The organism is Pseudorhodoferax sp., from assembly GCF_047601025.1.
GTDB lineage: Bacteria > Pseudomonadota > Gammaproteobacteria > Burkholderiales > Burkholderiaceae_C > Pseudorhodoferax.
Window position 1 is genome coordinate 3,858,652 of the sequence record NZ_JASGJZ010000001.1, and the last position, 26,554, is coordinate 3,885,205.

A 26,554-nucleotide genomic window follows, 5' to 3' on the forward strand; every position below is an offset into this window, starting at 1 on the left:
GTCCAGGCCCGGAGCAGGGCGGTACCGTCCCTGCGGCCCGGCTCAGGACGAGGCACGTGCCCGCAGCAGTTCCCCCGGCGCGTAGACCGGCAGGCTGGCTGCGCGGAAGCCGCGCACGTTGCGCGTGACGATGGCCTGGCAACCCGCGTGGCGGGCAGCTTCGTGCAGCACGGCGTCTTCGTGGTCGCCAAAGCCGGCGCCCAGCGCGTCGCCCAGCACGGCGCGGTTGACGGGCGCGATGTCGAACAGGCGCATCAGCGCGCCGACGTGCGCGCGCGCCTGCTGGGCGTCCCGTGCACGCTCGCACAGGTAGAACAGCGTGGTGACCGTGGTCGCGCACAGGCTGCCTTGCACTTCCCCGCGCTCCACCAGGGCCAGCACCTGCGCGCTGTCGTGCACGAAGGGCTCACGCTCCAGCAGCACGTCCAGCACGACGTTCGTGTCGACGAGCAGGTTCATCGGTGTTTGCTGTCCAGGTAGGCGCGATAGTCCCGTTCGTCCGGCGCCTCCTCGTGCGTGCCTTTGAGCGCGCCCCTGAGCGACGCGACGATGGGTGGCAGCGGGACCTGCCGGGCAGGAGCCGGCTGGCCCAGTTGCACAAAATAGTCGGCGACCAGCTGCGACAGCGATTTGCCATGGCGGCTGGCCTGCGCCTTGGCCTGTTCGATCAGTTCTGCGTCGAGCCGCAGCGTGAGCTTGGTCTGCATGGCGCCGGTCGATTGACGTATAAGATCCGTGAAATTGTACGTCTGCCATCCGCTCTGGTGGATGCCGACGATTGCAGGCCTGTTTCTCCGGGCTGGGAGGCCGCCTGCGGCAGCCCGGCCTGCAGGGTTTTTTCGCAAGGATGAACAACATGAGCACTCCGATTCCCGCCGCCGTCGTCCAGGCCTTCACCCCTGCGGGGCGCCTGCGCGCTTCCATCAACCTGGGCAACCCCATCCTGGCCGGCCGCGGTGCCGACGGCCAGGCCCGGGGCGTGTCGGTCGACCTCGCGCGCGCGTTCGCCGAGCGCCTGGGCGTGGACCTGGAACTGGTGGTGCTGGACACCGCCGGCAAGTCGGTGGACACGGTCAAGGCCGGGCAGGCCGACATCGGCTTCTTCGCGATCGATCCGCTGCGCGGCGAGGGCATCCGCTTCACGGCGCCCTACGTGCTGATCGAGGGCTGCTACCTGGTGCGCGAGGCTTCGCCGCTGCGGGACAACGCCGAGGTCGATGCGCCGGGCCGCACGGTCATGGTCGGCAAGGGCAGCGCCTACGACCTGTTCCTCACGCGCGAGCTGCAGGCCGCGACCATCCTGCGCGCGCCCAGCTCGCCGGCCGTGGTGCAGAGCTTCCTGGACGAGGGCGCCGAGGTCGCGGCCGGCGTCAAGCAGCAGCTGGAGGCCGATGCCGCGCGGCTCGGCGGCCTGCGCCTGCTGCCGGGCCGCTTCATGGTGATCCAGCAGGCCATGGGGCTGCCCGAGGGCCGGGGCGCCGCGGCCCAGGCCGCGCTGGCCGCGTTCGTGGAGGACATGAAGGCCTCTGGCTTCGTGGCCGAGGCGCTGCGCCGCCACGGCGTCGCGGGGGCGGCGGTGGCGCCGGCCGCCGGGCCGGCGGCGTAGCGCCGGCGCAGCAGGAGGCGGCGCATGGACGTCGACGATCCCCGCGTGGGCGACTGGTGGCGCACCTCCATCATCGAGATGCGCCCCGGCGTGATCCGCTACCGCGGCTACGCCATCGAGGAGCTGATCGGCAACGTCGGCTTCGCGCAGATGATCTGGCTGATGACGCGCGGCGAACTGCCGACGCAGGGCCAGGGCCGGCTGCTCGAAGCCGCGCTGGTGTCCGCCGTCGACCATGGCCCGCAGGCGCCGAGCATCGCGGTCGCGCGCATGGCGGCGACCTGCGGCGTCGGCCTGAACAACGCCATGGCCTCGGCCGTCAACGTGCTGGGCGACGTGCACGGCGGCGCCGGCGAGCAGGCCGTGAGCCTGTACGAGGACATCGCGGCCCGGCAGGACGCCGGCGCCTCGCTGCAGGAAGCGGTCCGCGGCGGCCTGGAGGCCGCCATCGCGCGGCACGGCAAGTTCGTCGCCGGCTTCGGCCACCGCTTCCACCCGGTGGATCCGCGCGCGCCGCGGCTGCTGGCGCTGGTCGACGAGGCAGCCCGCGCCGGCGTCGTCGGCGGGCGCTTCGCGGCGATCGGGCGCGGCGTGGAGGCGGAGCTGGCGGCGCGCAGGAACGGCCGCCGCATTCCGATGAACATCGACGGGGCGACGGCGGTCATCTATGCCGAGCTGGGCTTTCCGGCGCCGCTGGCCCGCGGACTGTTCTGCCTGTCGCGCTCGGTGGGCATCCTGTCGCATGCCTGGGAGCAGGCCGGGCAGGGCGGGCGCAACAAGGGCCCCGTGCCGCGCGGCTACCTGTGGACCTACGACGGGCCCGGGCCGCGCGAGCTGCCGCCCGCGTAGCGCGCCCTCAGCTCCAGGCCCGTGCCCAGGCGTCGGCCATCGCCGGCGTGTTGAAGCAGGCCGTCGTCCTGCCCATCGTGCACACCGCCCGTTCCAGCGTCAGGATGTCGTTCTCGTGCGGGCGGGCGACGTGCACGTCCTCGAAGAACAGCAGCTTCTGGCAGCGGCCGTCCAGCACCAGCTCGGCGATCTGGACGTCGCCGCCCAGCGGCCCGCTGCGCAGCGGGCGCACCCAGGGCCGCTCGCGCGGCCAGCCGCGGGACCAGGCCATCTCGTTGAGCCGGCCGCCGGTCGTCCCAGTGGCCACGCGCTCCGGGGCGCTGGACAGCAGGTCGAAATGCTTGGCGGCGAACGCGACCATGGCCGGCTTCAGCGCGTCGTGCGCGATCAGCGCCAGCGATTGCTGCTGCGGCGGCAGCACGCCGGCCGGCGGCTGCGCGCGCAGCGGCACGCCGGTGTGCAGCGCCAGCTCGATCGCCATCCACTCGATGGCGCCGGCCAGCGTCAGCAGCAGCGGCTTGTCGTGCGTGACGCACTGGCGCTTGAGCGCCTGGACCTCGGGGTACAGCGAGGACGGATGGAGCGGGTCCAGCAGGTAGATGGCGCCGGCCAGCTCGCTGCCGATGTCCACGCCGCCGGCGATGCGCGAGACCATGCGCATGATGCCGCCTTCGCGGCCGTAGGGCAGGCGGGCCAGGCCGGGCAGGTCCTGCAGCGCGCCGAGGTGCTGCAGCGCGTCCGCGGTGCAGCCCACCGCCGCGATGCCGAGCCCGAGGCTGCGCAGCGCCTGCTCGCTGTGGCGCACCCACTGCGCTAGGCTGCCGTCGGTGCCCTGGTGGTGCAGGGGATGGGCAGCCAGGCCGAAGCTGCGGCGCGGGCTCACCAGGTGGCCCCGAAGGACTGGCGCAGTTCGTCGATCGCGGCGTCGGCCAGCGGCGCGCAGGCGCGGCCGGACATCCACCAGAGCTTCGCCGTCTCTTCCAGTTCCTCCAGCGCGGCCAGGGCCTCGGCCGGGGAGCGCTGCCAGACCAGCGGGCCGAGCCGCTCCAGCATCACGGCGCGCAGCGCGATGCCGCGCCGGGCGTACTCGCCGATCAGCTGCGCCACCGCGTCGGCCGCTTCCGGCGCACCGGGCCGCCGGTAGCGCACCAGCGGCACGCGCCCGACCTTCATCACGAAGTACGGCGTGATCGGCGGCAGCAGCTCGCCCGCGGGCACGCCGGCGCCGGGCGCGCCCAGCGTCAGCGCGACCAGGTGGGTGCTGTGCGTGTGGATCACGCAGCCGGCCGGCGCGCCGGCGGCGGCCGTGGCGGCGTAGATGCGGCGGTGCAGCGCGATGGTCTTGCTGGCCCAGTCGCCGCCGGTCTGGCGGCCCGCCTCGTCCAGCTGCGCCAGCGTGGCCGGGTCCAGCGTGCCCAGGCAGGCGTCGGTCGGCGTGATCAGGAAGCCGCCGCCGTGCTCGGGCGCCAGCCGCACGCTGATGTTGCCGGCCGTGGCATGGGCGTAGCCGCGCGCGTACAGGCTGGCGCCGACGCGGCAGATCTCCTCGCGGGCCCAGGCCGGGCTCACGGGCTGCCCACCTTGGTGATGCGTGCCGTGTTCAGGTGCTGGCGCATGAACTGCGAGGCCTCCATGCGCTCGCCGCGCACCAGCAGCTCGATCAGCTGCAGGTGCTCCTCGCACTGGCGGTGCAGCCGGCTGCGGTCCAGCTGCAGGCCGTACTCGACGATGCGGCGCATCTGGTTCACGTTGCGCAGCGCGTCCAGCACGAAGCGGTTGCCGCAGCCGGCCGCCACGGTCTCGTGGAAATGGCTGCCGGCCTGGAACAGCTGGGCCGGCGTGCACTGCTCGATGCCGCCGTCCAGCAGGTCGAGCTGCTCGCGCCGGCAGCGCTCCAGTTCTTCCAGGTCCACCGCGTAGCCGGGCTCCAGGATGGCCTGCGGCTCGATCATCATGCGGAAGCGGTAGCTCTCGCGGTGCGATTCCACGCTGGTCAGCAGCCGGCGGAACATCCAGCCGCGGCCGGGCTTGCGCTCGACCAGGCCGTCGCGCGCCATCCTGTTGAGCAGCCGCTGCACCTGCGGGCGCGCCAGGCCGTAGCGCTCCATCAGCTGCACCTCGGTCACCTGCTGCGCCAGCCGGCCGGCGATGCGGTCGTTGGCCACGCGCAGGTACAGGTCTTCCAGCGGCGGCGCGGCGTCGGCCAGCGCGACGCCGGCGAACTCGCGCCCGTCGCGCGCCAGTTGGAAGCCGCGGTGCGGGATCGAGCTGACGGCGCCCGTGGATTCCAGGAACTGCAGCGCCTTGCGCACCGGCGAGCGCGAGACGGCGAAGGCATCGCACAGCGCCTGCTCGGTCAGCCGGTAGCCCCGGGGCAGCTCCTCGCGCCGCGCCATCTCCAGGATCTTGGCCGCCAGGCTCGGGATCAGCGGGCTGACGTTGCCGGTGGCGGGAGAGGAGGACGACGGGGCGCGGGCGGGTGTCATGGCGGGTGCTCGAAAGCGTCGGTGAAGAAACCCACCGCGCCGAAGTTACCGGACTTCAGCGCCAAGTGGAGGCCGAGCCCCTGAGCATAAGGTGTCCGTGCATGGCACCAGGGCACGCCGGGTGCGATCTGCGGGCCGATGCGCATGCGCTCGACCGCCAATGCCTGCACGCAGGCGCCGGAGGTCTCGCCGCCGGCCACGACGAGCCGGCCCACGCCGGCCTCGACCAGGCCGCGCGCGACGGCCGCCAGCGCGGCCTCCACGGCCTGCCCGGCGCGCTCCACGCCCAGGCGGGCCTGCACGGCCTGCACCGCCTCGGGCCCGGCGGTCGCGTAGACCAGCACCGGGCCTTCGGCCAGCCGCGGCCGCGCCCACGCCAGCGCCTGGGCCGCGAGGTCCTCGCCGGCGGCCAGGCGCAGCGGGTCGATCGCGAACGCGGCGCCGCCGCGGCCGATGAAATCGGCCACCTGCGCGCGCGTGGCGGCCGAGCAGCTGCCCGACACGATGGCCCGCGCGCCGGCCGCCGGTGGCAGCTGCGCGGCCTGGCCGCCCGGCGCGATGCCGAAGTTGCGCGGCAGGCCGATGGCCACGCCCGAACCGGCGGTCAGCAGCGGCAGCTCCGCCAGCGCCGGGCCCATGGCGTGCAGGTCGGCATCGTCCACGGCGTCGACGACGGCCATCTGCACGCCCTCGCCGCGCAGCTGCGCGATGCGCCGGCGGATCGCGTCGGCGCCGGCGCGTACGCAGGCGTGGTCGATCAGGCCGACGCGGCGCGCGGTCTGCGCCTGCAGCACGCGCACGAGGCTGGAATCCGTCATCGGCGTCAGCGGGTGGTGCCGCATGCCGGACTCGTGCAGCAGCACGTCGCCGACGAACAGGTAGCCCTTGAACACCGTGCGGCCGTTGGCGGGGAAGGCCGGGCAGGCGATCGTGAAGTCGGTGCCCAGCGCGTCCATCAGCGCGCCGGCCACCGGGCCGATGTTGCCGGCCGGCGTGGAATCGAAGGTCGAGCAGTACTTGAAGTAGATCTGCCGCGCGCCCTGCGCCTGCAGCCAGCGCAGCGCCGCGAGCGACTGCGCGACGGCCGCGCCGGGCGCGATGGTGCGCGACTTCAGCGCGACGACCACGGCGTCCGCCGACGCGTCGAGCGGGCCGTCCGGCACGCCCATGGTCTGCACGACGCGCATGCCGCCGCGCACGAGGTTGTTGGCCAGGTCGGTGGCGCCGGTGAAGTCGTCGGCGATGCAGCCCAGGTGCAGCGTGTCCATGGCGTGCGCCCCCGTGTTTCAGCCGCCGGCCACGGCCTGGGCGACCGCGGCCGCGAAGGCCTTGCAGCCCATGGTGCCGCCGATGTCGGCGGTGCGGGTCGCCGGGTCGGCCAGCACGGCGTCGACCGCGGCCTCCATCGCCCGGCCGGCCTGGCGCAGGCCGTCGTCGCCGCGCTTGTCGCCGAGCCAGCTCGCCATCATCGCGACCGACAGGATCATCGAGGTCGGGTTGGCCTTGTCCTGGCCGGCGATGGTCGGCGCCGAGCCGTGCTGGGCCTGCGCGCAGCACAGCGTGTCGCTGGCCATGATGGAGCCGGCCAGGCCCAGGCTGCCCGACAGCTCGCTGCACAGGTCGGACAGGATGTCGCCGTAGAAGTTGGTCGCCACCAGCACGTCGAAGCGCTCGGGCTCCTTGACCAGGTGGGCCGTGGCGGCGTCGACCAGCAGGTCGTCCAGCTGCACCTGCGGATAGTCGCGCGCCACGTCGCGCACGGCCTGCAGGAACAGCCCGTCGGTCATGTGGAAGCTGTTGGCCTTGTGGATGGCGGTGACCTTCCTGCGCCGCGTCATCGCCAGCTCGAAGGCGCGGCGCGCGATGCGCTCGCTGCAGTGGCGCGTGATCTTGCGCACCGACAGCGCCATGTCCGGGCTGGGCATCATCTCGCCCCAGCCGCGCGCCATGTTGCGGTCGGGGTAGAAGCCCTCGGTGGCCTCGCGCATGATGACCAGGTCCATGGCGCGGCCTTCGCGCATGTTGGACGGCAGGAACGGCCGCGTGCGCGCCGGGCGCACGTTGGCGTACAGGTCCAGCCCGATGCGGTAGGCGGCCGAGACGTTGCGCCCGCCCTGCTCGGGCGGCGGGTAGTCGGCGTGCGACTGCGTGCCGAGGATGATGCCGTCGTAGGCGCGGGAGCGCTCCAGCAGCTCGTCGCGGATGGTCACGCCGTATTTCTTCAGGCTGGCGAAGCCCAGGTCCTCGACGTCGAATTGCAGGCGCAGGCCGAAGCGCCGGCCGGCGGCCTCGAACACGTGCACGGCGGCATCCACGATCTCGGGGCCGATGCCGTCGCAGGGCAGAACGATGAATTGCACGGGTCTCTCTCCAGTCAGGGGTGCGGGGTGGAAGGGGAAGGGATGGGGTCGGCCAGGCAGGCCCGCAGCCGGCGCACCGCGCTGTCCGGGCTGCTCAGGGCCGCGATGCCGGCCGCGGCGGCCGCGCGCTCGCGCAGGTGGGCCATCGAGAACTGCGCCAGCATTAGCACGTCGCAGCCGGCCAGCCGGCCGGCGGCCTGCTCGACCAGCGCGTCGTGCGCATCGGCGCGGCCCTCGCGCAGCGCCTGCAGCGCGCCGCCGGGGCACTGCACCTGCAGCGTGCAGGCGATGCCGCGGCGTGCGGCCAGGGCCAGCAGCTCCTCGCGCATGCCGGCCACCGAGGGTGCGAAGGTCGCGACCATGCCGATGCGCGCGGCCCGGCCCGGCGCCGCGCGCGCGGCGCACCGGTCCAGCGCCTCGTCGAACATGGCCTCGTTCGGCTTGAGCGTGGGCACGCCGGCTGCCGCCGCCGCGGCCTCGATCGCCGGGCCGAAGGCCGAGCAGGTGAACAGCACGCCCTGCGCGCCGGCCTGCACCGCGTAGCGCGCCAGAGCCGCGAAGCGCTCCATCAGCGCGGCATCGATGCGGCCGGTGGCTTCCAGGTCGGGCGCCAGGCGGTCGTCCAGCAGGTTCATGCGCACGGCCTCGGGCCACAGGCGCTCGAAGGCGGCCTGCACGGGTGCGACGGCCAGTGGTGTAGCATGTATCAAGCAGATTCTTGGTGCAATCATGAGCGTTCTGTGTGCGTCATGGTTTTTGCGTATTGTACTTTTATTTGAATAAATACAAAAATGCGGACACCCATCCTTTTCTGAACCCGCGTTTTTCCGGAACCACACGCCATGATCCTGCACCGCTGCACGCGGCGCGCCCTCGCGCTGCTCGCCCTGTCCACCGCTTGCGCCCCGGTGCTGGCCCAGCCCCCGGCCTACCCGGACAAGCCGGTGCGGCTGATCGTCCCGTATGCGCCCGGCGGGCCGAACGACGTGATGGCGCGCGTGCTCGCCCGGCAGCTGGCCGCCGACACCGGCCAGCCCTTCGTGGTGGACAACAAGCCCGGCGCCGGCGGCGTGATCGGCACCGACGCGGTGGCCAAGGCCGTGCCGGACGGCTACACGCTGGGCTTCATCAGCGCGCCGTTCACGATGACGCCGGCGCTGCAGCCGAAGATGCCCTACGACACGCTGCGCGACCTGGCGCCGGTGGTCCGGGTCGCGGAGTCGCCGATGGTGATGATGGTCCCCGCGACCTCGCGCTTCGGCTCGGCGCAGGCGCTGATCGCCTATGCCGCGGCCCACCCCGGCGCGGTGACCTACGGCTCCGGCGGCGTCGGCAGCACGCCGCACCTGACGACCGAGCTGCTCGGCACGATCACCGGCGCGAAGTTCCTGCACGTGCCGTACAAGGGCGGCGGCGAGTCGCTCAAGGCGCTGATGGGCGGCGAGGTGGACCTGCTGATCGACAGCATCACCAGCACCGGCCCGGCCTTCGCGTCGGGCCGCATCCGCGGCCTGGGCATCGGCCAGGCCACCCGCGCGCCGCAGCTGCCCGACGTGCCGACCTTCGCGGAGGCCGGGCTGCAGGGCTTCGCGGTCGTGCACTGGGTCGGCGTCGTCGCCACGGCGCGGACGCCGCAGCCGGTGCTGGACGCGCTGCAGGCGCAGATCGGCAAGGCGCTGCAGCATCCCGAGGTCGTGCGCAAGCTGGCGGAGCTGGGCGCCCGCCCGGTGGCCGACACGCCCGCCGCGTTCGGCGGCTTCATCCGCGACGAGCTGGCCAAGTGGCAGCAACTGGTCCGGAACGCCGGGATCGTGGCGCAGTGAGCGGGCCGGCGGACGGCGCGGCAGGCGCCGCCTGCGACGCCCACGTCCACGTCTTCGAGCCGGCGCGCTTTCCGTATGCGCCGGCGCGGCGCTTCACGCCCGGGCGCGCCGGCGTGGACGAGCTGCAGCGCCACCTGCGCCGCATCGGCGCGGGCCGGGTCGTGCTGGTGCAGCCCAGCGTCTACGGGCACGACCACGGCTGCCTGCTGGACGCACTGGCCGCGCTGCGGGGCGCCGGCCGCGGCGTGGCCGTGCCGGCGCCGGACGCCACGCCGGAGCAGATCGCGCGGCTGGATGCGGCCGGCGTGCGCGCGGCGCGGGTGAACCTCGTGGTCGAGGGCATCGCCGACGCGGCCGCGGCGCGCCAGGCCGTCGCGCGCGCCGCGGCCCGCATTCCCGCGCACTGGCATGTGCAGCTGCACCTGCGCCTGGAGACGGTCCACGCGCTGGCCGGGCTGCTGCGCACGGCCGGCCGCCACTTCGTGCTGGACCACCTGGGGCTGCCGGACGGGCCGGCCGCGCTCCGCTCGCCGGCCTGGCGTTCGCTGTGCGGGCTGGTGGCGGCGGGCGCGATGAGCGTCAAGCTGTCCGCGCCGTACCTGTCCGCGCCGGCGCCGTACGCGGCGCTGCGGCCGTTCGTGCGCGACCTGGCGTCGGCCAACCCCGGCGCGCTGGTCTGGGGCTCGAACTGGCCGCACACGCAGGGCGCGGCGCGCAGCGCCGCGGCCGACCCGGCGCAGGCCGAGCCGTTCCGCGAGGTCGACGACCGCGCCTGGCTGGCGCAGTGCCGGGCCTGGCTGGCGGCGCAGGGCCTGCCGGCCGGCACGCTGGAGGGCAACGCGGCGCGGCTCTATGGCTTCGGGGCGGGGTAGCCGCAGCCGCCCGTCCGCTGGCGCCGGAAGGCTGCCGCCGCACCCTTTGGCTTTCTTCAGGGCGTCGCGGTGGCACGGCCCGCAGTCGCGGCCGACCTTGTCCATCAGCGCCGCCGTTCCCGTTGCGCCTACCGTCGTCCGCCATGGCCATCCGACCGCCGCATCGAGGAGGGCGGCGGGTCGCGCTAGCCTGCCTGCCGTACCTGCCGTACCTGCCGTACCTGCCGTACCTGCCGTACCTGCCGTACCTGCCGTACCTGCCGTACCTGCCGACCGTGCCGGCGCGGGCGCGGGCGCGGGACCCGGTCACGGAGTGCGCGTACTGCCGCTGACGGTGGCGCTGCGCACCCGGGGCGTGCAGGCGCGGATGGAGGTCGACGTGCGGCGTTGACCGTGCCGGCGGCGGTCAGAACGGCGCCGGGCTCTCGAAGGCGAGCGCCCGCCCGTCCAGCGGATGCGCCAGCGCCAGCGCGCAGGCGTGCAGCAGCAGCCGCGGCGCGCGCGCCTGCACCGGCGGCGGCGCGTACAGCGCGTCGCCGAGGATCGGATGGCCCTGGGCCGCCAGGTGCAGCCGCAGCTGGTGCGAGCGGCCGGTGACCGGCTCCAGCGCGAGCCGGCTGGTGCCGGCTCGCGCGTCGGTGGCCAGCAGCCGCCAGCGCGTGCGGCTGGGGCGGCCGCCCGCCGGGTCGACGATGGACAGCGGGCGGCGCGGCCAGTCCACGCGGATCGGCAGGTCGATCAGGCCCCAGTCGCCGTCCTCCGGCCCGGGCGGCAGCGCCCACAGGCCGTCGACCACGGCCTCGTAGCGCTTGGCGATGCGGCGCTGCTCGAAGGCCATGGACAGCGCGCGCTGCGCGGCCGGGCCGCGGCCCATCAGCATCAGGCCCGAGGTGGCCATGTCCAGCCGGTGCACCACCAGCGCGTCCGGGTACCGGCGCTGCGCGCGCACGGACAGCGCGTCCTGCTTGTCCGGCCCGCGGCCCGGCACGGACAGCAGGCCGGCCGGCTTGGCGAGCACCAGCAGCGCGGCGTCGGCGTGCAGCACCTGCAGCGCCTCGCCCGCCGGGGCGTCTTCGTCCGTACGGGTTGCGGTGCGGGCCTCGTCGGGCGGCGGGGCGGGGCTCACGCGTTCTCCTGCAGCAGCCGCTGCACCGTGGCGCACAGCTCCTGCACGTCGTTGGGCTTGTGGATCAGCGCGCGGGCGCCTTCGGCCAGGGCCTCGCGCTCGATCTCGGCCGTCACGTAGCCCGAGGCCAGCGCGACCGGCAGGTCGGCGCGGATGCCGCGCGCCTCGCGCACCAGGTCCACGCCGCAGTAGCCGGGCATGTTGTAGTCGGTGACCACCAGGTCCCAGGCCTGCGGGTTTTCGCGCAGCGCGGCGGCGGCGGCGTGCGGGTCGGTGAAGCCGGTGACGCGGAAGCCGCGGCGGTCGAGCAGCCGCCGGACCATGAAGACCAGCGCCTCGTCGTCGTCCACGTACATCACGTGCTGGCCGGTGCCGGCCACGGCGGGCGCGCTTGCCGGCGCGGTGGCCGCCGGCGGGGCGGGCGGCGCGTCGGTGGCCGGGAAGTACAGCATGAAGCGGCTGCCGCGGCCCGGCGCGCTCTGCACGTCCACGGCGCCGCCGTGGCTGCGCATCACGCCGTGCACGACGGCCAGCCCGAGCCCGGTGCCCTGGCCGACCTGCTTGGTCGTGAAGAAGGGCTCGAAGATGCGCTCCAGCGTGGCGGCGTCCATGCCCGGGCCGTCGTCGCGCACGGACACGCGGGCGTACACGCCCGGCGCCAGGCCCAGCCGCGCGCAGCGCGCGGGCCCGGGCGATTCGCGCTGCAGGTCGATCCAGACCGCGCCCCGGCCCTCGGGCGCGCCCTGGATGGCCTGGACCGCGTTGGTGCCCAGGTTCAGCACGGCCTGGCCGACCTGGGTCTTGTCGGCCAGCACGGCCGGCACGCTGTGGTGGATGCGCAGGTGCAGCTCCACCTGCGGCGGCAGCGTCACGCGCAGCATCCGCTCGGTCTCGGCCAGTACCTCGGCCAGGTCGATCGGCACGCGGCGCGGCGCCTCGTTGCGGCTGAAGGTCAGGATCTGGCGCACCAGGTCGCGCGCGCGGCGGCCGGCCTTCTCGATCTCGCGCAGGCTCTCCTGGGCGGCGGCGTTCAGGCTGCTGTCTTCCCTGGCCAGGGCCACGTTGCCCATGATGGCGTGCAGGATGTTGTTGAAGTCGTGGGCGATGCCGCCGGCCATGGTGCCCACCGCCTCCATCTTCTGCGACTGGCGCAACTGCGCCTCCAGCGCCGCGCGCTGGGCCTCGTCGCGCTTGCGCAGGGTCAGGTCGCGCGCGAACACCGTGGCGGTGTCGCCGAAGGCCACGCTGACCTCCACCGGCACGGCGGCGCCGTCGGCCGTCAGCGCCTGCATCTCAGTGGCCGGCAGCTGGGCGGTGGCGGGGTGCCGGGCCATGAGCTCGGCCGCGTTCGGGAAGAAGCGCGCCAGCGGGCTGCCGAGGGCGTCGGCCGGCGGGCAGCGGAGCAGCGTGGCGGCGGCCGGGTTGAAGACGGTGATGCGGTGCCCGCGGTCCACGCAGACGATGGCGTCCAGCGACGAGTCGATGATGTCGGCCAGCCGCGCCTGGCTGATGCGCAGCTGCTCGTTGCGCTGCTGCAGCTCGGCGCCGCTTTGCAGCAGCGCACGGCGCTCGGCCAGCAGCGGGCCCTGGTCGATGACGGCGCAGATGAAGTGCGCGACCGGCTCCTGCGCCTGGTCGAGCCGGGCGATGTGCAGGTCGCCGGTGATGCGGCGGTCCGCGCCGATCGCGAACACGACTTCCTTGGCCTCGGCCTGCCCGCGCTCGCGCGCCAGCGCGAAGGCGGCGCGCACGGCCGCCGCGCTGGCCGCGCTGACGAAGGGCATCAGGAAGTTCAGCGGCGGGTCGCGCTCGGTCGGCTGGAACGAGCGCCGGGCCATGGAGTTGCTCTGCACGACGAGGTCGTGCTCGTCCACCACCATCAGCGCCAGCGGCACGCTGGAGAACAGCGTCTCGAAGCGCCGGGAGGCCGCCTCGGCCATGGCCTGGCTGTAGCGCAGGACCTTGTTCTGGCTTTCCAGCTCCGCCTGGTAGCTGCGCAGGTCGCGGATGAGCTGCGGCAGCAGGTAGCCCTCGACCGCGGGCCCGGAGGGGGAGGGCACGGGCGTGCTGCGGCGCGCTGCGTTCATCGCGCGACGGCCGCGCCCGCCAGGTCATGCTTGGGCCCGGTCCTCGACCGGCAGGCAGCTGCAGAACAGGTTGCGGTCGCCGTAGGCGTTGTCGATGCGCGCCACCGGCGGCCAGTACTTGGCATGGCGCAGCGCCGGCAGCGCGAAGGCGCCCAGCTCGCGCGGGTAGGGGCGCGCCCAGTCGGCGGCCAGCAGCCGGTTCGCGGTGTGCGGCGCATGCTTGAGCGGGTTGTCGTCGCAGGGCCACGTCCCGTCCTCGACCTGTCGGATCTCGGCACGGATCGCGATCATCGCATCGACGAAGCGGTCCAGCTCCGGCAGCGTCTCGCTCTCGGTCGGCTCCACCATCAGCGTGCCGGCCACCGGGAAGGACAGCGTGGGCGCGTGGAAGCCGTAGTCGATCAGGCGCTTGGCCACGTCCTCGGCGGTGATGCCGCTGGCCTTGGTGATGGCGCGCAGGTCCAGGATGCACTCGTGCGCCACGTGGCCGTTGGCGCTGGCGTACAGCGTGGGGTAGTGGTCCTTCAGCCGCGCGCTGACGTAGTTGGCCGACAGGATCGCCGTCTCCGTGGCCTGCGTCAGGCCGGCCGCGCCCATCATGCGGATGTACATCCAGCTGATCGGCAGCACCGCGGCGTTGCCGTAGCGCGCGGCCGACACGGCGCCGACCATGCCCGGCTGGCCGCTGGCGGCGTGGCCGGGCAGGAAGGGCACCAGGTCCTCGACCACGCAGACCGGGCCGACGCCGGGGCCGCCGCCGCCGTGCGGGATGCAGAAGGTCTTGTGCAGGTTCAGGTGGCTCACGTCGCCGCCGAACTCGCCCGGCGCGGCCACGCCGACCAGCGCGTTCATGTTGGCGCCGTCCACGTAGACGCGGCCGCCGTGGGCGTGGACGATCTCGCACAGCTGCCGGACGCCGGTCTCGAACACGCCGTGCGTGCTGGGGTAGGTGATCATCACGCAGGCCAGCCGGTCGGCGTGCTCGGCGCAGGCGCGCCGCAGGTCCTCCAGGTCCACGCTGCCCTGCGCGTCGCAGGCCGTGACCACCACCTGCATGCCGGCCAGCTGGGCGCTGGCCGGGTTGGTGCCGTGCGCCGAGGCCGGGATCAGGCACACGGTGCGCTGCGGCTCGCCGCGAGCGGCGTGCCAGGCGCGGATCGCCAGCAACCCGGCGAACTCGCCCTGCGAGCCGGCGTTGGGCTGCAGGCTGATGCCGGCATAGCCGGTGGCCTGGCCGAGCCAGGCGCGCAGCTGCGCGTCCAGTTCGGCATAGCCCTGCAGCTGGTCGGCCGGCGCGAACGGGTGCAGGTCGGCGAACTCCGGCCAGGTGATGGGGATCATCTCGCTGGTCGCGTTCAGCTTCATCGTGCAGCTGCCCAGCGGGATCATGCTGCGGTCCAGCGCCAGGTCCTTGTCCGACAGGCTGCGGATGTAGCGCAGCATGCCGGTCTCGCTGTGGTGGGTGTTGAACACCGGGTGCGCGAGGAAGGGGCTGGTGCGGCGCAGCGCATCGGGGATCAGCGGCGAGGCGCTGGCGGCCAGCGCCTCGAAGTCCGGCAGCGCCTGGCCGTCGGCGGCGAAGGCGCGCCACAGCGCGGCGACGTCCGCGCGGGTGGTGGCCTCGTCCAGCGCGATGACCACGTAGTCGTCCCAGGCGCGGCGGATGTTGATGCCCTGCGCGAGCGCGCGCGCCACGTAGTCGGCGGTGCGCGCGCCGGTGTTGAAGCAGACGGTGTCGAAGGCACTGTCGTGGTGCGGCGTGGCCAGGCCGAGCTGCTTCAGGCCCGCGGACAGGATGGCGGCCAGGCGCGCCACACGCCCGGCGATGCGGGCGAGCCCGGCCGGGCCGTGGTATACCGCGTACATGCTGGCGACCACGGCCGGCAGCACCTGCGCGGTGCAGATGTTGGAGGTGGCCTTCTCGCGCCGGATGTGCTGTTCGCGCGTCTGCAGCGCCAGCCGGTAGGCCGGGCGCCCCTCGGCGTCCCGGCTCACGCCGACCAGCCGGCCCGGCATGGAGCGCTTGTAGGCGTCGCGGCAGGCCAGGAAGGCCGCGTGCGGGCCGCCGCAGCCCATCGGCATGCCGAAGCGCTGGCTGCTGCCGACCACGATGTCGGCGCCCCATTCGCCCGGCGGCACCAGCAGCGTCAGCGCCAGCAGGTCGGTGGCGAAGATGGCGGCGGCCTGGCGGGCGTGGATGCGCTCGACCTCGGGCCGCCAGTCCATGAGCCAGCCGCTGGAGGCCGGGTACTGGATCAGCGCGGCGAAGAACTCGCCCTGCATCGCCGCTTCCCAGGCGGCGGCCGAGTCGGCGACCACGACCTCGATGTCCAGCGGCAGCGCGCGCGTGCGCACCACCTCGATGGTCTGCGGATGGCAGTCGCCGCCGACCACGAAGCGCCGGCTCGCGGCCTTGACGCTGCGGCGCGCCAGCGTCATGGCCTCGGCGGCGGCCGTGGCCTCGTCCAGCATGGAGGCGTTGGCGATGTCCATGCCGGTCAGGTCGGCGACCATGGTCTGGAAGTTGAGCAGCGCCTCCATGCGGCCCTGGCTGATCTCGGCCTGGTAGGGCGTGTAGGCGGTGTACCAGGCCGGGTTCTCCAGCACGTTGCGCAGGATGACGCCGGGCGTCAGCGTGCCGTGGTAGCCCTGGCCGATGCAGCTCTTGACGCGCCGGTTCCTCGCGGCGATGGCGCGCAGCTCGGCCAGCGCGGCGGCTTCGCCCACCGCCGGCGGCAGGTCCATCGGCGCGCCGCGCGCGATGCTGGCCGGCACGATGCCGGCGACCAGCTCCTGGCGCGAGGCGGCGCCGACGGCGGCCAGCATGCGGACCTCGTCGTCGGCCGTGATGCCGATGTGGCGGGCGATGAATTCCGAGGGGTTTTCCAGGTCGGCGAGCGACGGCGGGGAAGCGGCCATGGCGCGGGCGGGTCAGTGGTTGGCGGCGAAGGTGTCGTAGGCGGCCTCGTCCAGCAGCGCGTCGACCTGCGCGGCGTCGCTGAGCCTGACCTTGAAGAACCAGCCGGCGCCCATCGGGTCGCTGTTGGCCAGGGCCGGGTCGGCGCGCAGCGCCTCGTTGACCTCGGTGATCTCGCCGGAGACCGGCATGTAGACGTCGGCCGCGGCCTTCACGGATTCGACGACGCCGGCCACTTCCTTCTGCGCCAGCGTCTTGCCGACCTCGGGCAGGTCGACGAACACCACGTCGCCCAGCGCGTCCTGCGCATGCCGGGTGATGCCGACGGTGGCGACGCCGCCTTCGACCTGGATCCATTCGTGGTCTTCGGTGTACTTGATCATGGTGTGTCCTCGGGTTGCTGTTCAGGTAGGTAGGAAAGAGGTTCAGCCGCGGTGGTAGCGCGGCGGCAGGAAGGGCAGCGGCACGACCTCCATCGGCACCGCCTTGCCGCGCACGATGGCATGCACGCGCGTGCCGGGTTCTGCAAATTCCGTGCGCAGGTAGGCCATCGCGATGGGCCGGTCGACCGAGGGGGCGAGCAGGCCGCTCGTGACCTCGCCGATGGCCTCGCCCGCCGCCGGCCCGTCCGGCGGCTGCAGGGCGGTGTGCTCGCGCACCGGCACGCGCTCCAGCGCGATCAGGCCGACGCGCCGGCGCGCGAGCGGCGCCGTGCCGTCGAGCTGGGCCAGCACCGTGCCGGCGCCCGGAAAGCCGCCGGCGCGCGCGCCGCCGGTGCGGCGCACCTTCTGGATCGCCCACTGCAGCTGCGCCTCGGCCGGCGTGGTGGCGGTGTCGATGTCGTTGCCGTACAGGCACAGGCCGGCCTCCAGCCGCAGCGAGTTGCGCGCGCCCAGGCCGATCGGCAGCACCTCGGGCTGGGCCAGCAGCGCGCGCGCCAGCGCCTCGGCCTGCGGCCCGGGCACGGAGATCTCGAAGCCGTCCTCGCCGGTGTAGCCGCTGCGGGTGACGTACAGCGGCGCGCCCTGCCAGTCGAAGGCGCGGCCGGTCATGAAGACCAGCCGTTCCACGCCCGGCAGCAGGCGGGCCAGCGCGGCCGCGGCCGCGGGGCCCTGCAGCGCCAGCAGGCCGTGTCCGGCCAGCGGCACGACGGCGCAGCGGCTGCCGATGCGGGCCCGCAGGTGCGCCGTGTCCGCGGCCTTGCAGGCGCCGTTGACGATCACGAACAGGTGGTCGCCGCGGTTCACGAACATCAGGTCGTCGAGGATGCCGCCGGACTCGGCCAGCAGCAGGCCGTAGCGCTGGCGGTCCAGGCCGAGGCCGATGGCGTCGACCGGCACCAGGCTCTCGAACGCGGCGGCGGCGTCCGGCCCCTGCAGCTGCAGCTGGCCCATGTGCGAGACGTCGAACAGGCCGGCCGCGCGGCGCACGTGCAGGTGCTCGGCCATCAGGCCGGCCCTGTACTGCACCGGCATGCTGTAGCCGGCGAACGGGACCATGCGCGCGCCCAGTTCCAGGTGCAGGGCGTGCAAGGGGGTGTGCAGCAGCGGCGTGTCGGGCATCGCGCGACTCCTCGGGGGCAGTTTCACGGCATGGCGCAGTAGTGTGCGCCACGGGCTGCCTCGCTGTCCGCTTTACCTGGGAGATTCGCCGCTTGCGCGGGTCGCCCCTTCGGTGGGCCCGCGCAAGGGGCGGGCCTCTCTCCAGTGAGGACGGCCGGTGACCTCGGTCAGTCCTTCTGCCCGGGCGCCGGGCAAGAGCCTGCGCCGTCGGCGGCCCCGCTGCGCATGGGGCGCGGGGCTCTCTCCTGACCGGCGCGCAGTATAGCCAGCGGCGCGGCCGGGCTCACATGCCGGAGTAGTTCGGCCCGCCGCCGCCCTCGGGCGTGACCCAGACGATGTTCTGCGTCGGGTCCTTGATGTCGCAGGTCTTGCAGTGCACGCAGTTCTGCGCGTTGATCTGCAGCCGGTCGCCGCCGGCGTCGGTCTTCACGAACTCGTAGACGCCGGCCGGGCAGTAGCGCGATTCCGGGCCGGCGAACTTGGCGAGGTTCACGTTGACCGGCACCGAGGGGTCCTTCAGCGTCAGGTGCGCCGGCTGGTGCTCGTTGTGGTTGGTGTTGCTGATGAACACGCTGGACAGCCGGTCGAAGGTCAGCTTGCCGTCGGGCTTGGGGTAGACGATGGGCTTGCACTCGGCCGCGGGCTTCAGGTAGGCGTGGTCGGGCTTGTTGCGGTGCAGCGTCCACGGCACGTTGCCCCGGAGCACGAACTGCTCGAAGCCGTTCATGACGGTGGCCACCGTCAGGCCCTTCTTGAACCAGGCCTTGAAGTTGCGCGCCTTGTTCAGTTCGGTGTAGAGCCAGCTGTTCTCGAACAGCTCGGGGTACAGCGCGAGCTCGTCGTGCTGGCGGCCGGCCACGATGGCGTCGTAGGCGGCCTCGGCCGCCAGCATGCCGGTCTTGATCGCGGCGTGGCTGCCCTTGATGCGGCTGACGTTCAGGAAGCCGGCGTCGCAGCCGACCAGCGCGCCGCCCGGGAAGATGGTCTTGGGCAGCGATTGCAGGCCGCCCGCGGTGATGGCGCGGGCGCCGTAGCCCAGCCGCTTGCCGGGCTTGATGCCGTGGGCCTCGTCGCCTTCCAGGTACCAGCGGATGTTGGGGTGCGTCTTCCAGCGCTGGAATTCCTCGAACGGGCTCAGGTAGGGGTTGCTGTAGTCCAGCCCGGTGATGAAGCCGAGCGTGACCTTGTTGTCCTCCATGTGGTAGAGGAAGGCGCCGCCGTAGGTCTTGTTGTCCATCGGCCAGCCGGCCGTGTGCAGCACGAAGCCGGGCTGGTGGCGCTGGGGATCGATTTCCCAGACTTCCTTGATGCCGATGCCGTAGGTCTGCGGGTCGCGGCCTTCGTCCAGGTTGTAGCGCGCGATCAGCTGGCGGCCCAGGTGCCCGCGCGCGCCCTCGGCGAAGATCGTGTACTTGCCGTGCAGCTCCATGCCGAGCTGGAACTCGTCGGTCGGCTCGCCGTCCTTGCCGATCCCCAGGTTGCCGGTGGCCACGCCCTTGACCGAGCCGTCCTCGTTGTAGAGCACCTCGGCGGCCGGGAAGCCCGGGAAGATCTCCACGCCCAGGCCCTCGGCCTGCTGCGCCAGCCAGCGCACCACGTTGCCCAGGCTGATGATGTAGTTGCCGTGGTTCTGGAAGCACGCCGGCAGCAGGAAGTTGGGCGTGCGCAGGCCGGACTTCTCGCCCAGGAACACCATGGCGTCGTCGGTGACGGGCTGGTTCAGCGGGGCGCCGTCTTCCTTCCAGTTCGGCAGCAGCTCGGTCAGCGCGCGCGGGTCCATGATGGCGCCGGACAGGATGTGGGCGCCGGGCTCGGAGCCCTTCTCCAGCACGACGACCGAGACGTCGGTCCCCTTCTCGGCGGCGAGCTGCTTGAGCCGGATGGCGGTGGCCAGCCCGGCCGGGCCACCACCGACGACGACGACGTCGTATTCCATGGCCTCGCGCGGACCGTACTGGGCCAGGATCTCTTCGTTCGTCATGGGGGTGTCTCTCTGCTGTTGGATGCGGCGGCGGATTTTAAGCGGCGAGTTGCGGGCTGCTGTCACAATGCCGACCGGTGTTCCGGGACGTGGAAGGTGGGGGTTTTCGCATGGCGTACAGCATCGGATTGGATGGACGCGTCGCCTTGGTGACAGGCGCCTCCAGCGGACTGGGCGCGCAGTTCGCGCGGGTGCTGGCGCGCGCGGGCGCGGCGGTGGTGCTGGCCAGCCGCAGGCTGGAACGCCTGCGGGAACTGCGCGCGCAGATCGAGGGCGAGGGCGGCGATGCCCATGTGCTGGAGTTGGACGTGACCGACCGTGGTTCCATTCGCGCCGCGGTCGCGCATGCCGAGACCGAGGTCGGCTCGATCGACATCCTGGTCAACAACTCGGGCGTGAGCACCGCGCAGCGCCTGGAGGACGTGGACGAGGAAGACTTCGACTTCATGTTCGACACCAACGTGCGGGGCGCGTTCTTCGTCGCGCAGGAGGTCGGCCGGCGCATGCTGGCGCGCGCGCAGGGCGCGGCCCCGGGCAGCTACACCGGCGGGCGCATCGTCAACGTCGCCTCGATGGCCGGGCTCAAGACCATGCCGAAGATCGGCGTGTACAGCATGACCAAGGCCGCGGTGGTGCACATGACGCGCGCGATGGCGCTGGAGTGGGGCCGCTTCGGCATCAACGTGAACGCGCTGTGCCCGGGCTACATCGACACCGAGCTGAACCATGCGCACTGGCAGACCGAGCAGGGCCGCAGGCTGGTGCAGGCGCTGCCGCGCAAGCGCGTGGGCAAGCCCGAGGACCTGGACGCGCTGATCGTGCTGCTGGCCAGCGACCAGAGCCACTTCGTCAACGGCGCGGTGATCGCGGCCGACGACGGGTTCGGGGTCTGAGCGCCGCCCGCAGGCTTCACGCGGGCTGCTTCGGCCGCGGCTGGCGGCCCATCAGGTAGAACTCGGCGTTCGGCTGCATGCCGCTGAAGCTGGCCAGGCGGTTGGACAGGCCGAAGAAGGCGGCGATGGCCGCGATGTCCCAGGCGTCCTCGTCGGTGAAGCCGTGCGCGGCGAGCGCGGCGAAGTCCGCGTCGTCGATCTCGTGCGAGCGCTGGCAGACCTTCATCGCGAACTCCAGCATCGCGTGCTGGCGCGGCGCGATGTCGGCCTTGCGCCAGTTGATGGCCACCTGGTCGGCCACCAGCGGCTTCTTCTCGTAGATGCGCAGCAGCGCGCCGTGCGCGACCACGCAGTACAGGCACTGGTTGGCGGCGCTGGTGGCGGTGACGATCATCTCGCGGTCGCCTTTGCTGAGGTTGCCGTCCTCCTTGAGCATCAGCGCGTCGTGGTAGGCGAAGAAGGCGCGCCATTCGGCCGGGCGGCGGGCCAGGGCCAGGAACACGTTGGGCACGAAGCCGGCTTTCTGCTGCACCTCGAGGATCTTGGCCTGGATGTCCTCGGGCAGTTGGTCCAGGTCGGGCAGGGGGTAGCGGGTGGACATGGCTGGCGTCTCCGGTCGTGGCAGATGGCGGGCCATGATAGGGGTGCTACATGCGGCAGGCGCGCCACAGCAGCCGCGGCGCATCGGCCTTGGACAGGCGCGGGCGTTCGCGCCAACTGGCATGGTCCAGCGCGGCGAGCTTGTCCAGGATGCGCAGCCCGCCCTGCACGACCAGGCGCAGCTCCCAGCCCGTGCGGCCGGGCACGCGGTGCACCAGCGGTGCGCCGCGCAGCATCAGCGCGCGTGCCCACTGCGCCTCCTCGGCCACCAGCGCGCGCACCGGCGCGGCCGGCGTCGTGCCGTGCGCGGCGCAGCGGTCCCGCGGCAGATAGAAGCGCCCGCGCGGCAGGTCGACCGAGAGGTCCTGCCAGAAGTTGATCAGCTGCAGCGCGTTGCAGATGTCGTCGCTGCGCTGCAGCGACGGGGCGTCGTGCACGCCGTACAGGTGCAGCATCAGCCGGCCGACCGGCGCGGCCGAGCGCCGGCAGTAGTCCAGCAGCTCGGCGCGGTCGGCGTAGCCCTCGCCGGCCGCCGTCTTGCGCACGTCCTGCAGGAAGGCGGCCAGCAGGTCGTCCAGCGGCTCCTGCGGCAGCGCGTGGCGTTCGATCGCGCCGGCCAGCGGGCCGAACACGCGCGGCCAGCGGCCGGACGGCGGGGCGCCGGCGTACAGCGCCGCCAGGTCGGCGCGGTAGGCGAGCAGATCGGCCTGCCGCCGGTCGGCCGGCGCGTCGCCTTCGTCGGCCAGGTCGTCGGCCGTGCGGGCGAACCAGTAGATCGCGGCGACGGTCGGCCGCAGCGCGGCCGGGCACAGCCAGGAGGCGACCGGGAAGTTCTCGTAGTGGTCGACGCGGGCCGCCGCGGCGGCTGCGCCCTGTGTCGGCGAGGGCATGGGCGCGGCATTGTCGCCGCCATCCCCTGCGGGCGCGGCGGTCGGGCGATTCGATCGACAATATGTCGATCACACCGCTGGATGAACCATCTGGGGATCAGCACACGCTGGCCGCAGTGCTTTCGGGATTTCCCATGTCACACCAACTGAGGCGCATGCGCCGCACTCGATGGCCGCGCGCAGCGCTCCTGGCCCTGGCGGCCCTGCTCGCGGGCTGCCAGAAACCGCCGGCGGAGCCCGAGCCGGTGCGCGCCGTCAAGCTGCTGACGGTGGCGCCGGAGGCTGCCACGTTCGGCTTCGAGTTCGCCGGCGAGGTGCGCGCCCGCGTGGAATCGCGCCTGGGCTTCCGCGTGGCCGGCAAGATCGTGCGCCGGGCCGTGGAGCTGGGCCAGACCGTGCGCGTGGGCCAACTGCTGGCCGAGCTGGACGCGCAGGACCTGCGGCTGGCCGCCGATGCGGCGCGCGCCCAGGTGGCGGCCGCGCAGACCAACCGCGACCTGACGCAGGCCGACCTGCAGCGCTACCGCGAGTTGCGCCGGCAGAACTTCATCAGCGACGCCGAGCTGGAGCGGCGCGAAGCCGCGTTCCGCGCCGCCCAGGCCGAGCTCGACCAGGCCCAGGCCCAGCTGGCGGCGCAGGGCAACCAGGCCGGCTACGCGCGGCTGGTGGCCGACGTGGCCGGCGTGGTGACCGGTATCGAGGCCGAGCCCGGGCAGGTGGTGGCGGCCGGCGCGCCGGTGGTGCAGGTGGCGCAGAACGGCGTGCGCGACGTGGTGTTCTCGGTGCCGGAAGATCGCGTGCGCGCCGTGCGGGTCGGCTCGCCGGTCGAGGTGCGGCTGTGGAATTCCGAGGCGGTGCTGCCCGGCCGCGTGCGCGAGGTCGCGGCCAGCGCCGACGCGGCCACGCGCACCTTCCAGGTCAAGGTCGCGCTGGAGACGCCGACCCCGCCGCCGCTGGGCACGACGGTCTCCGTCGTGCCGCGCGACCTGGGCACCAGCGGCCAGCCGGTGATCAAGCTGCCGACCAGCGCGCTGAGGCAGGAGTCCGACGGCCGCACGGCGGTCTGGCTGCTGGACGAGGCCAGCATGACGGTGCGTTCGCAGCCGGTGGAGATCGCCACCGCCGACGGCAACGAGGCGGTGATCAGCGCGGGCCTGGCGCCGGGCATGCGCGTCGTGGCCGCGGGCGTGCACGTGCTGGCGCCGGGCCAGAAGGTCAGCGTCTACCAGCCGCGCGTCGGCACCGGTGCCGACGCGCCGGCCGCGGCGCCCGCTTCCGCACCGCGTTGAATCCGCCATGAGTGCACCGAACTCGCCGCCGGCCCGGTCCGGGGCCGGCTTCAACCTCTCGCGCTGGGCGCTCGACCACCCGGCGCTGACGCGCTACCTGATGGTGGTGGTGATGCTGCTGGGCTTCGCGGCGTACTTCCAGCTGGGGCAGGACGAGGACCCGCCGTTCACCTTCCGCGCCATGGTGGTGCGCACCTACTGGCCCGGCGCCACCGCGCAGCAGGTGGCCGAGCAGGTCACCGACAAGCTCGAGCGCACGCTGCAGGAGGTGCCGTACGCGTTCCGCATCCGCAGCTACTCCAAGCCGGGCGAGTCGCAGATCATCTTCGAGCTCAAGGACAACTCGCCGCCCCGCGACGTGGCCAACCTGTGGTACGTGGTGCGCAAGAAGATCGGCGACATGCAGTACCTGCTCCCGCAGGGCGTGGCCGGCCCGTTCTTCAACGACGACTTCGGCGACGTCTACGGCGTGATCTATGCGCTGTCGGCCGAGGGCTTCAGCTACGCCGAACTGAAGGAGTTCGCCGACGACGCGCGCCAGGTGCTGCTGCGCGTGCCCGACGTGGCCAAGGTCGAGCTGTTCGGCGTGCAGGACGAGAAGGTCTACATCGAGCTGCCGCAGCGCCGGCTGGCCCAGCTGGGCCTGGACTTCAACCAGGTGCTGGAGCAGCTGCGCCAGCAGAACGCGGTGGCCAGCGCCGGTGCGGTACAGACGCCGCTGGACGTGGTGCAGCTGCGGGTGACGGGGCAGTTCGGCGACATCGGCGCGCTGCGGGCCATGCCGATCCGCGGGCCCTCCGGCGCGCAGCTGCGGCTGGGCGACATCGCCGAGATCCGGCGCGGCTACGTCGATCCGCCGACCGTGAAGGTGCGGCACGACGGGCGCGAGGTCATCGCGCTCGGCGTGTCCATGACCAAGGGCGGGGACATCGTCCGGCTCGGCAAGGCGCTCAAGGCGGCCTTCGCCGACATCGAGCGAGGCCTGCCGGTCGGGGTGCACCTGGCGCAGGTGCAGGACCAGCCGAGCGCCGTGTCCAGCTCGGTCAACGAGTTCGTGAAGGTGCTGGTCGAGGCCGTGGTCATCGTGCTGGCCGTCAGCTTCGTCTCGCTCGGCCTGCATGGCCGGCCGGGCGAGCGGCGCTGGTGGCGGCGCTGGTACATCGACGTGCGCCCGGGCCTGGTGGTGGCGGTCACGATCCCGCTGGTGCTGGCCGCGACCTTCCTGGCCATGTGGTACTGGGACATCGGCCTGCACAAGGTCTCGCTGGGCTCGCTGATCATCGCGCTGGGCCTGCTGGTGGACGACGCCATCATTGCCGTGGAGATGATGGTGCGCAAGATGGAGGAGGGCTACGACAAGGTCCGCGCCGCCACCTTCGCCTACGAGATCACCGCGATGCCGATGCTGACCGGCACGCTGATCACGGCCGTGGGCTTCCTGCCGATCGGCATCGCCAAGTCCGTGACCGGGGAGTACACCTTCGCGATCTTCGCGGTGACCGTGATCGCGCTGGTGCTGAGCTGGCTCGTCTCGGTGTATTTCGTGCCCTACCTCGGCACGCTGCTGCTCAAGCCCCATCCGCGGGCCGGCGTGCCGGGGCAGCCGCACGAGCTGTTCGACTCGGGCTTCTACAACGCCTTCCGCCGCATGGTGCACTGGTGCGTGGCGCACCGCTGGCTGGTCATCCTGGCCACGGTGGGGGTGTTCGCGCTGGGCCTCGTCGGCATGGGCAAGGTGCAGCAGCAGTTCTTCCCGGATTCCAGCCGGCCCGAGATCCTGGTGGACATCTGGCTGCCCGAGGGCGCCTCGTTCGCGTCGAACGAAGCCATCGCCCGGCGCGTCGAGGAGCGCCTGATGCGCGAGGAGGGTGTGCGCTCGGTCACGGCCTGGATCGGCTCGGGCGTGCCGCGCTTCTACCTGCCGCTGGACCAGGTGTTCCCGCAGACCAACGTGTCGCAGTTCATCGTGCTGCCGCAGTCGCTGCCGCTGCGCGAGCGGCTGCGCGTGCGCCTGCCGGCGCTGCTGGCCGAGGAGTTCCCCGAGGTGCGCGGCCGCGTCAAGCTGCTGCCCAACGGCCCACCGGTGCCGTACCCGGTGCAGTTCCGCGTGGTCGGGCCGGACCCGCAGCTGCTGCGCCGGCGCGCCGACGAGGTCAAGGCCGCGATGCGCGAGAGCCCCAACACGCGCGGCGTCAACGACAACTGGAACGAGTCGGTCAAGACCGTGCGGCTGGAGGTCGACCAGGCCAAGGCGCGCTCGCTGGGCGTGACCAGCCAGTCCATCGCCCAGGCCGCCCACATCGCGCTGACCGGCGCCACCATCGGCCAGTTCCGTGAGCACGACAAGCTGATCGACATCGTGCTGCGCCAGCCGGCCAGCGAGCGGGCGCTGATCACCGACATCGTGAACGCCTACGTCCCCACGGCCTCGGGCCGGGCGATCCCGCTGACGCAGATCGCCACGCCGGTGTTCGGATGGGAGCCCGGCGTGATGTGGCGCGAGGGCCGCGAGTACGCGATCACGGTGCAGAGCGACATCGCCGAGGGCCTGCAGGGCGCGACCGTCACCAACGAGCTGCTGCCGCGCCTGCGCGGGCTGGAGGACCAGTGGCGGCAGCAGGGCCTGGGCGGCTACGCCATCCAGGTGGCCGGCGCGGTGGAGGAGAGCAGCCGCGGCTCGGCCTCGATCGCGGCCGGCGTGCCCATCATGCTGTTCCTGACCTTCACGCTGCTGATGCTGCAGCTGCAGAGCTTCAGCCGGTCGGTGCTGGTGTTCCTGACCGGGCCGCTGGGCATCGCCGGCGTGGCCGGCGCGCTGCTGGTGCTGGGCCGGCCGTTCGGCTTCGTCGCGTTGCTGGGCGTGATCGCGCTGATGGGCATGATCCAGCGCAACTCCGTGATCCTGATCGACCAGATCGAGCAGGACCGCGCGCGCGGCGTGCCGGCCTGGGACGCCATCGTCGAGTCGGCCGTGCGCCGGCTGCGGCCCATCGTGCTGACCGCGGCGGCGGCCGTGCTGGCCATGATCCCGCTGTCGCGCTCGGTGTTCTGGGGGCCGATGGCGGTGGCCATCATGGGCGGGCTGATCGTGGCCACGGCGCTGACGCTGCTGGCGCTGCCGGCCATGTACGCCGCCTGGTTCCGCGTGAAGAAGCCGGCCGACGAGGCGCATGCGCAGGCCGTGGCCGGCAACCCCCTCGCCAAGGGCTAAAA

Annotated in this window: 24 protein-coding genes and 1 riboswitch; of the genes, 8 read left to right on the plus strand and 16 right to left on the minus strand. The window is 73.0% G+C overall.

What is annotated here, in order from left to right; genetic code table 11:
• Positions 1 to 42 precede the first annotated feature (42 nt).
• Positions 43 to 459 carry a PIN domain-containing protein gene (locus QM782_RS18045; RefSeq protein WP_415204273.1) on the minus strand — a complete coding sequence of 139 codons (417 nt, stop codon included), beginning with the start codon at positions 457 to 459 and terminating at the stop codon, positions 43 to 45.
• Complete coding sequence (locus QM782_RS18050) at positions 456 to 707, minus strand: DUF6364 family protein (protein WP_415204274.1); 252 nt, start codon at positions 705 to 707, stop codon at positions 456 to 458. Before QM782_RS18050 ends, QM782_RS18045 begins: the two co-directional genes overlap by 4 nt.
• A 149-nt stretch (positions 708 to 856) precedes the next feature.
• Between QM782_RS18050 and QM782_RS18055 the strand changes: the two genes are divergently transcribed.
• Both QM782_RS18055 and QM782_RS18060 read left to right on the plus strand, forming a co-directional pair.
• Entirely contained in the window at positions 857 to 1,606 is a 750-nt protein-coding gene (locus QM782_RS18055; protein ID WP_415204275.1) for an ABC transporter substrate-binding protein, read from the plus strand.
• Between the two features lie 24 nt (positions 1,607 to 1,630).
• Entirely contained in the window at positions 1,631 to 2,455 is an 825-nt protein-coding gene (locus tag QM782_RS18060; RefSeq protein WP_415204276.1) for a citryl-CoA lyase, read from the plus strand.
• 7 nt (positions 2,456 to 2,462) lie between these two features.
• Here the strand turns inward: QM782_RS18060 and QM782_RS18065 are convergent, their stop codons facing one another.
• Genes QM782_RS18065 through QM782_RS18090 form a run of 6 tightly spaced genes read right to left on the minus strand, consistent with a single transcriptional unit; the run spans position 2,463 to position 8,032 of the window.
• Complete coding sequence (locus QM782_RS18065; RefSeq protein ID WP_415205680.1) at positions 2,463 to 3,341, minus strand: methylglyoxal synthase; 879 nt, start codon at positions 3,339 to 3,341, stop codon at positions 2,463 to 2,465.
• Positions 3,335 to 4,024 (minus strand): aldolase, encoded by a 690-nt coding sequence (locus QM782_RS18070; RefSeq protein ID WP_415204277.1) that lies wholly within the window; start codon positions 4,022 to 4,024, stop codon positions 3,335 to 3,337. Before QM782_RS18070 ends, QM782_RS18065 begins: the two co-directional genes overlap by 7 nt.
• The gene (locus QM782_RS18075) at positions 4,021 to 4,941 is read right to left on the minus strand and encodes a GntR family transcriptional regulator (RefSeq protein ID WP_415204278.1); all 921 of its coding nucleotides are present in this window, start codon (positions 4,939 to 4,941) and stop codon (positions 4,021 to 4,023) included. The genes QM782_RS18070 and QM782_RS18075 overlap by 4 nt, the downstream gene beginning before the upstream one ends.
• The gene (otnK, locus tag QM782_RS18080) at positions 4,938 to 6,209 is read right to left on the minus strand and encodes a 3-oxo-tetronate kinase (protein WP_415204279.1); all 1,272 of its coding nucleotides are present in this window, start codon (positions 6,207 to 6,209) and stop codon (positions 4,938 to 4,940) included. The genes QM782_RS18075 and otnK overlap by 4 nt, the downstream gene beginning before the upstream one ends.
• 18 nt (positions 6,210 to 6,227) lie before the next feature.
• Positions 6,228 to 7,301, minus strand: a complete 1,074-nt coding sequence (locus QM782_RS18085) for an isocitrate/isopropylmalate dehydrogenase family protein (protein ID WP_415204280.1) — start codon at positions 7,299 to 7,301, stop codon at positions 6,228 to 6,230.
• A gap of 14 nt (positions 7,302 to 7,315) precedes the next feature.
• Positions 7,316 to 8,032, minus strand: coding sequence for an aspartate/glutamate racemase family protein (locus tag QM782_RS18090; RefSeq protein ID WP_415204281.1), 717 nt, complete (start codon positions 8,030 to 8,032; stop codon positions 7,316 to 7,318).
• A gap of 111 nt (positions 8,033 to 8,143) precedes the next feature.
• Between QM782_RS18090 and QM782_RS18095 the strand changes: the two genes are divergently transcribed.
• The 3 genes from QM782_RS18095 (at position 8,144) to QM782_RS18105 (ending at position 10,328) form a co-directional block, all read left to right on the plus strand.
• The gene (locus QM782_RS18095) at positions 8,144 to 9,124 is read left to right on the plus strand and encodes a tripartite tricarboxylate transporter substrate binding protein (protein WP_415204282.1); all 981 of its coding nucleotides are present in this window, start codon (positions 8,144 to 8,146) and stop codon (positions 9,122 to 9,124) included.
• Entirely contained in the window at positions 9,121 to 9,996 is an 876-nt protein-coding gene (locus QM782_RS18100; RefSeq protein WP_415204283.1) for an amidohydrolase family protein, read from the plus strand. Before QM782_RS18095 ends, QM782_RS18100 begins: the two co-directional genes overlap by 4 nt.
• 143 nt (positions 9,997 to 10,139) lie before the next feature.
• On the plus strand, positions 10,140 to 10,328 hold the full coding sequence (locus QM782_RS18105; protein ID WP_415204284.1) for a hypothetical protein: 189 nt from the start codon (positions 10,140 to 10,142) through the stop codon (positions 10,326 to 10,328).
• Between the two features lie 74 nt (positions 10,329 to 10,402).
• Here QM782_RS18105 and QM782_RS18110 read toward each other — a convergent pair whose 3' ends face one another.
• The 6 genes from QM782_RS18110 to QM782_RS18135 all read right to left on the minus strand — a co-directional run bounded on the left by QM782_RS18110 (position 10,403) and on the right by QM782_RS18135 (position 19,669).
• On the minus strand, positions 10,403 to 11,047 hold the full coding sequence (locus QM782_RS18110) for a pseudouridine synthase (protein WP_415205681.1): 645 nt from the start codon (positions 11,045 to 11,047) through the stop codon (positions 10,403 to 10,405).
• Between the two features lie 71 nt (positions 11,048 to 11,118).
• Positions 11,119 to 13,209 (minus strand): ATP-binding protein, encoded by a 2,091-nt coding sequence (locus QM782_RS18115; RefSeq protein WP_415204285.1) that lies wholly within the window; start codon positions 13,207 to 13,209, stop codon positions 11,119 to 11,121.
• A 24-nt stretch (positions 13,210 to 13,233) separates the two neighbouring features.
• Complete coding sequence (gene gcvP / locus QM782_RS18120; RefSeq protein WP_415204286.1) at positions 13,234 to 16,128, minus strand: aminomethyl-transferring glycine dehydrogenase; 2,895 nt, start codon at positions 16,126 to 16,128, stop codon at positions 13,234 to 13,236.
• Between the two features lie 12 nt (positions 16,129 to 16,140).
• Positions 16,141 to 16,509 carry a glycine cleavage system protein GcvH gene (gcvH, locus tag QM782_RS18125; protein ID WP_415204287.1) on the minus strand — a complete coding sequence of 123 codons (369 nt, stop codon included), beginning with the start codon at positions 16,507 to 16,509 and terminating at the stop codon, positions 16,141 to 16,143.
• Positions 16,510 to 16,551: 42 nt separating this feature from the next.
• The gene (gene gcvT, locus QM782_RS18130) at positions 16,552 to 17,688 is read right to left on the minus strand and encodes a glycine cleavage system aminomethyltransferase GcvT (protein ID WP_415204288.1); all 1,137 of its coding nucleotides are present in this window, start codon (positions 17,686 to 17,688) and stop codon (positions 16,552 to 16,554) included.
• Positions 17,689 to 17,741: 53 nt separating this feature from the next.
• A riboswitch (glycine riboswitch) is annotated at positions 17,742 to 17,843 on the minus strand.
• 128 nt (positions 17,844 to 17,971) lie between these two features.
• A complete protein-coding gene (locus QM782_RS18135; protein WP_415204289.1) occupies positions 17,972 to 19,669 on the minus strand; it encodes an electron transfer flavoprotein-ubiquinone oxidoreductase in 1,698 nt (565 codons plus the stop codon).
• A gap of 110 nt (positions 19,670 to 19,779) precedes the next feature.
• On the opposite strand from QM782_RS18135, the gene QM782_RS18140 reads away from it, so the two are divergent.
• Positions 19,780 to 20,562: an SDR family oxidoreductase gene (locus QM782_RS18140; protein WP_415204290.1), complete on the plus strand. Its 783-nt coding sequence runs from the start codon at positions 19,780 to 19,782 to the stop codon at positions 20,560 to 20,562.
• A 16-nt stretch (positions 20,563 to 20,578) separates the two neighbouring features.
• Here the strand turns inward: QM782_RS18140 and QM782_RS18145 are convergent, their stop codons facing one another.
• The gene (locus QM782_RS18145) at positions 20,579 to 21,163 is read right to left on the minus strand and encodes a peroxidase-related enzyme (protein WP_415204291.1); all 585 of its coding nucleotides are present in this window, start codon (positions 21,161 to 21,163) and stop codon (positions 20,579 to 20,581) included.
• A gap of 46 nt (positions 21,164 to 21,209) precedes the next feature.
• Positions 21,210 to 22,052, minus strand: coding sequence for a squalene synthase HpnC (gene hpnC / locus QM782_RS18150; protein WP_415204292.1), 843 nt, complete (start codon positions 22,050 to 22,052; stop codon positions 21,210 to 21,212).
• A gap of 155 nt (positions 22,053 to 22,207) precedes the next feature.
• Between hpnC and QM782_RS18155 the strand changes: the two genes are divergently transcribed.
• Positions 22,208 to 23,341: an efflux RND transporter periplasmic adaptor subunit gene (locus tag QM782_RS18155; RefSeq protein WP_415204293.1), complete on the plus strand. Its 1,134-nt coding sequence runs from the start codon at positions 22,208 to 22,210 to the stop codon at positions 23,339 to 23,341.
• 7 nt (positions 23,342 to 23,348) lie between these two features.
• Positions 23,349 to 26,552, plus strand: a complete 3,204-nt coding sequence (locus QM782_RS18160) for an efflux RND transporter permease subunit (protein ID WP_415204294.1) — start codon at positions 23,349 to 23,351, stop codon at positions 26,550 to 26,552.
• Positions 26,553 to 26,554: the final 2 nt, after the last annotated feature.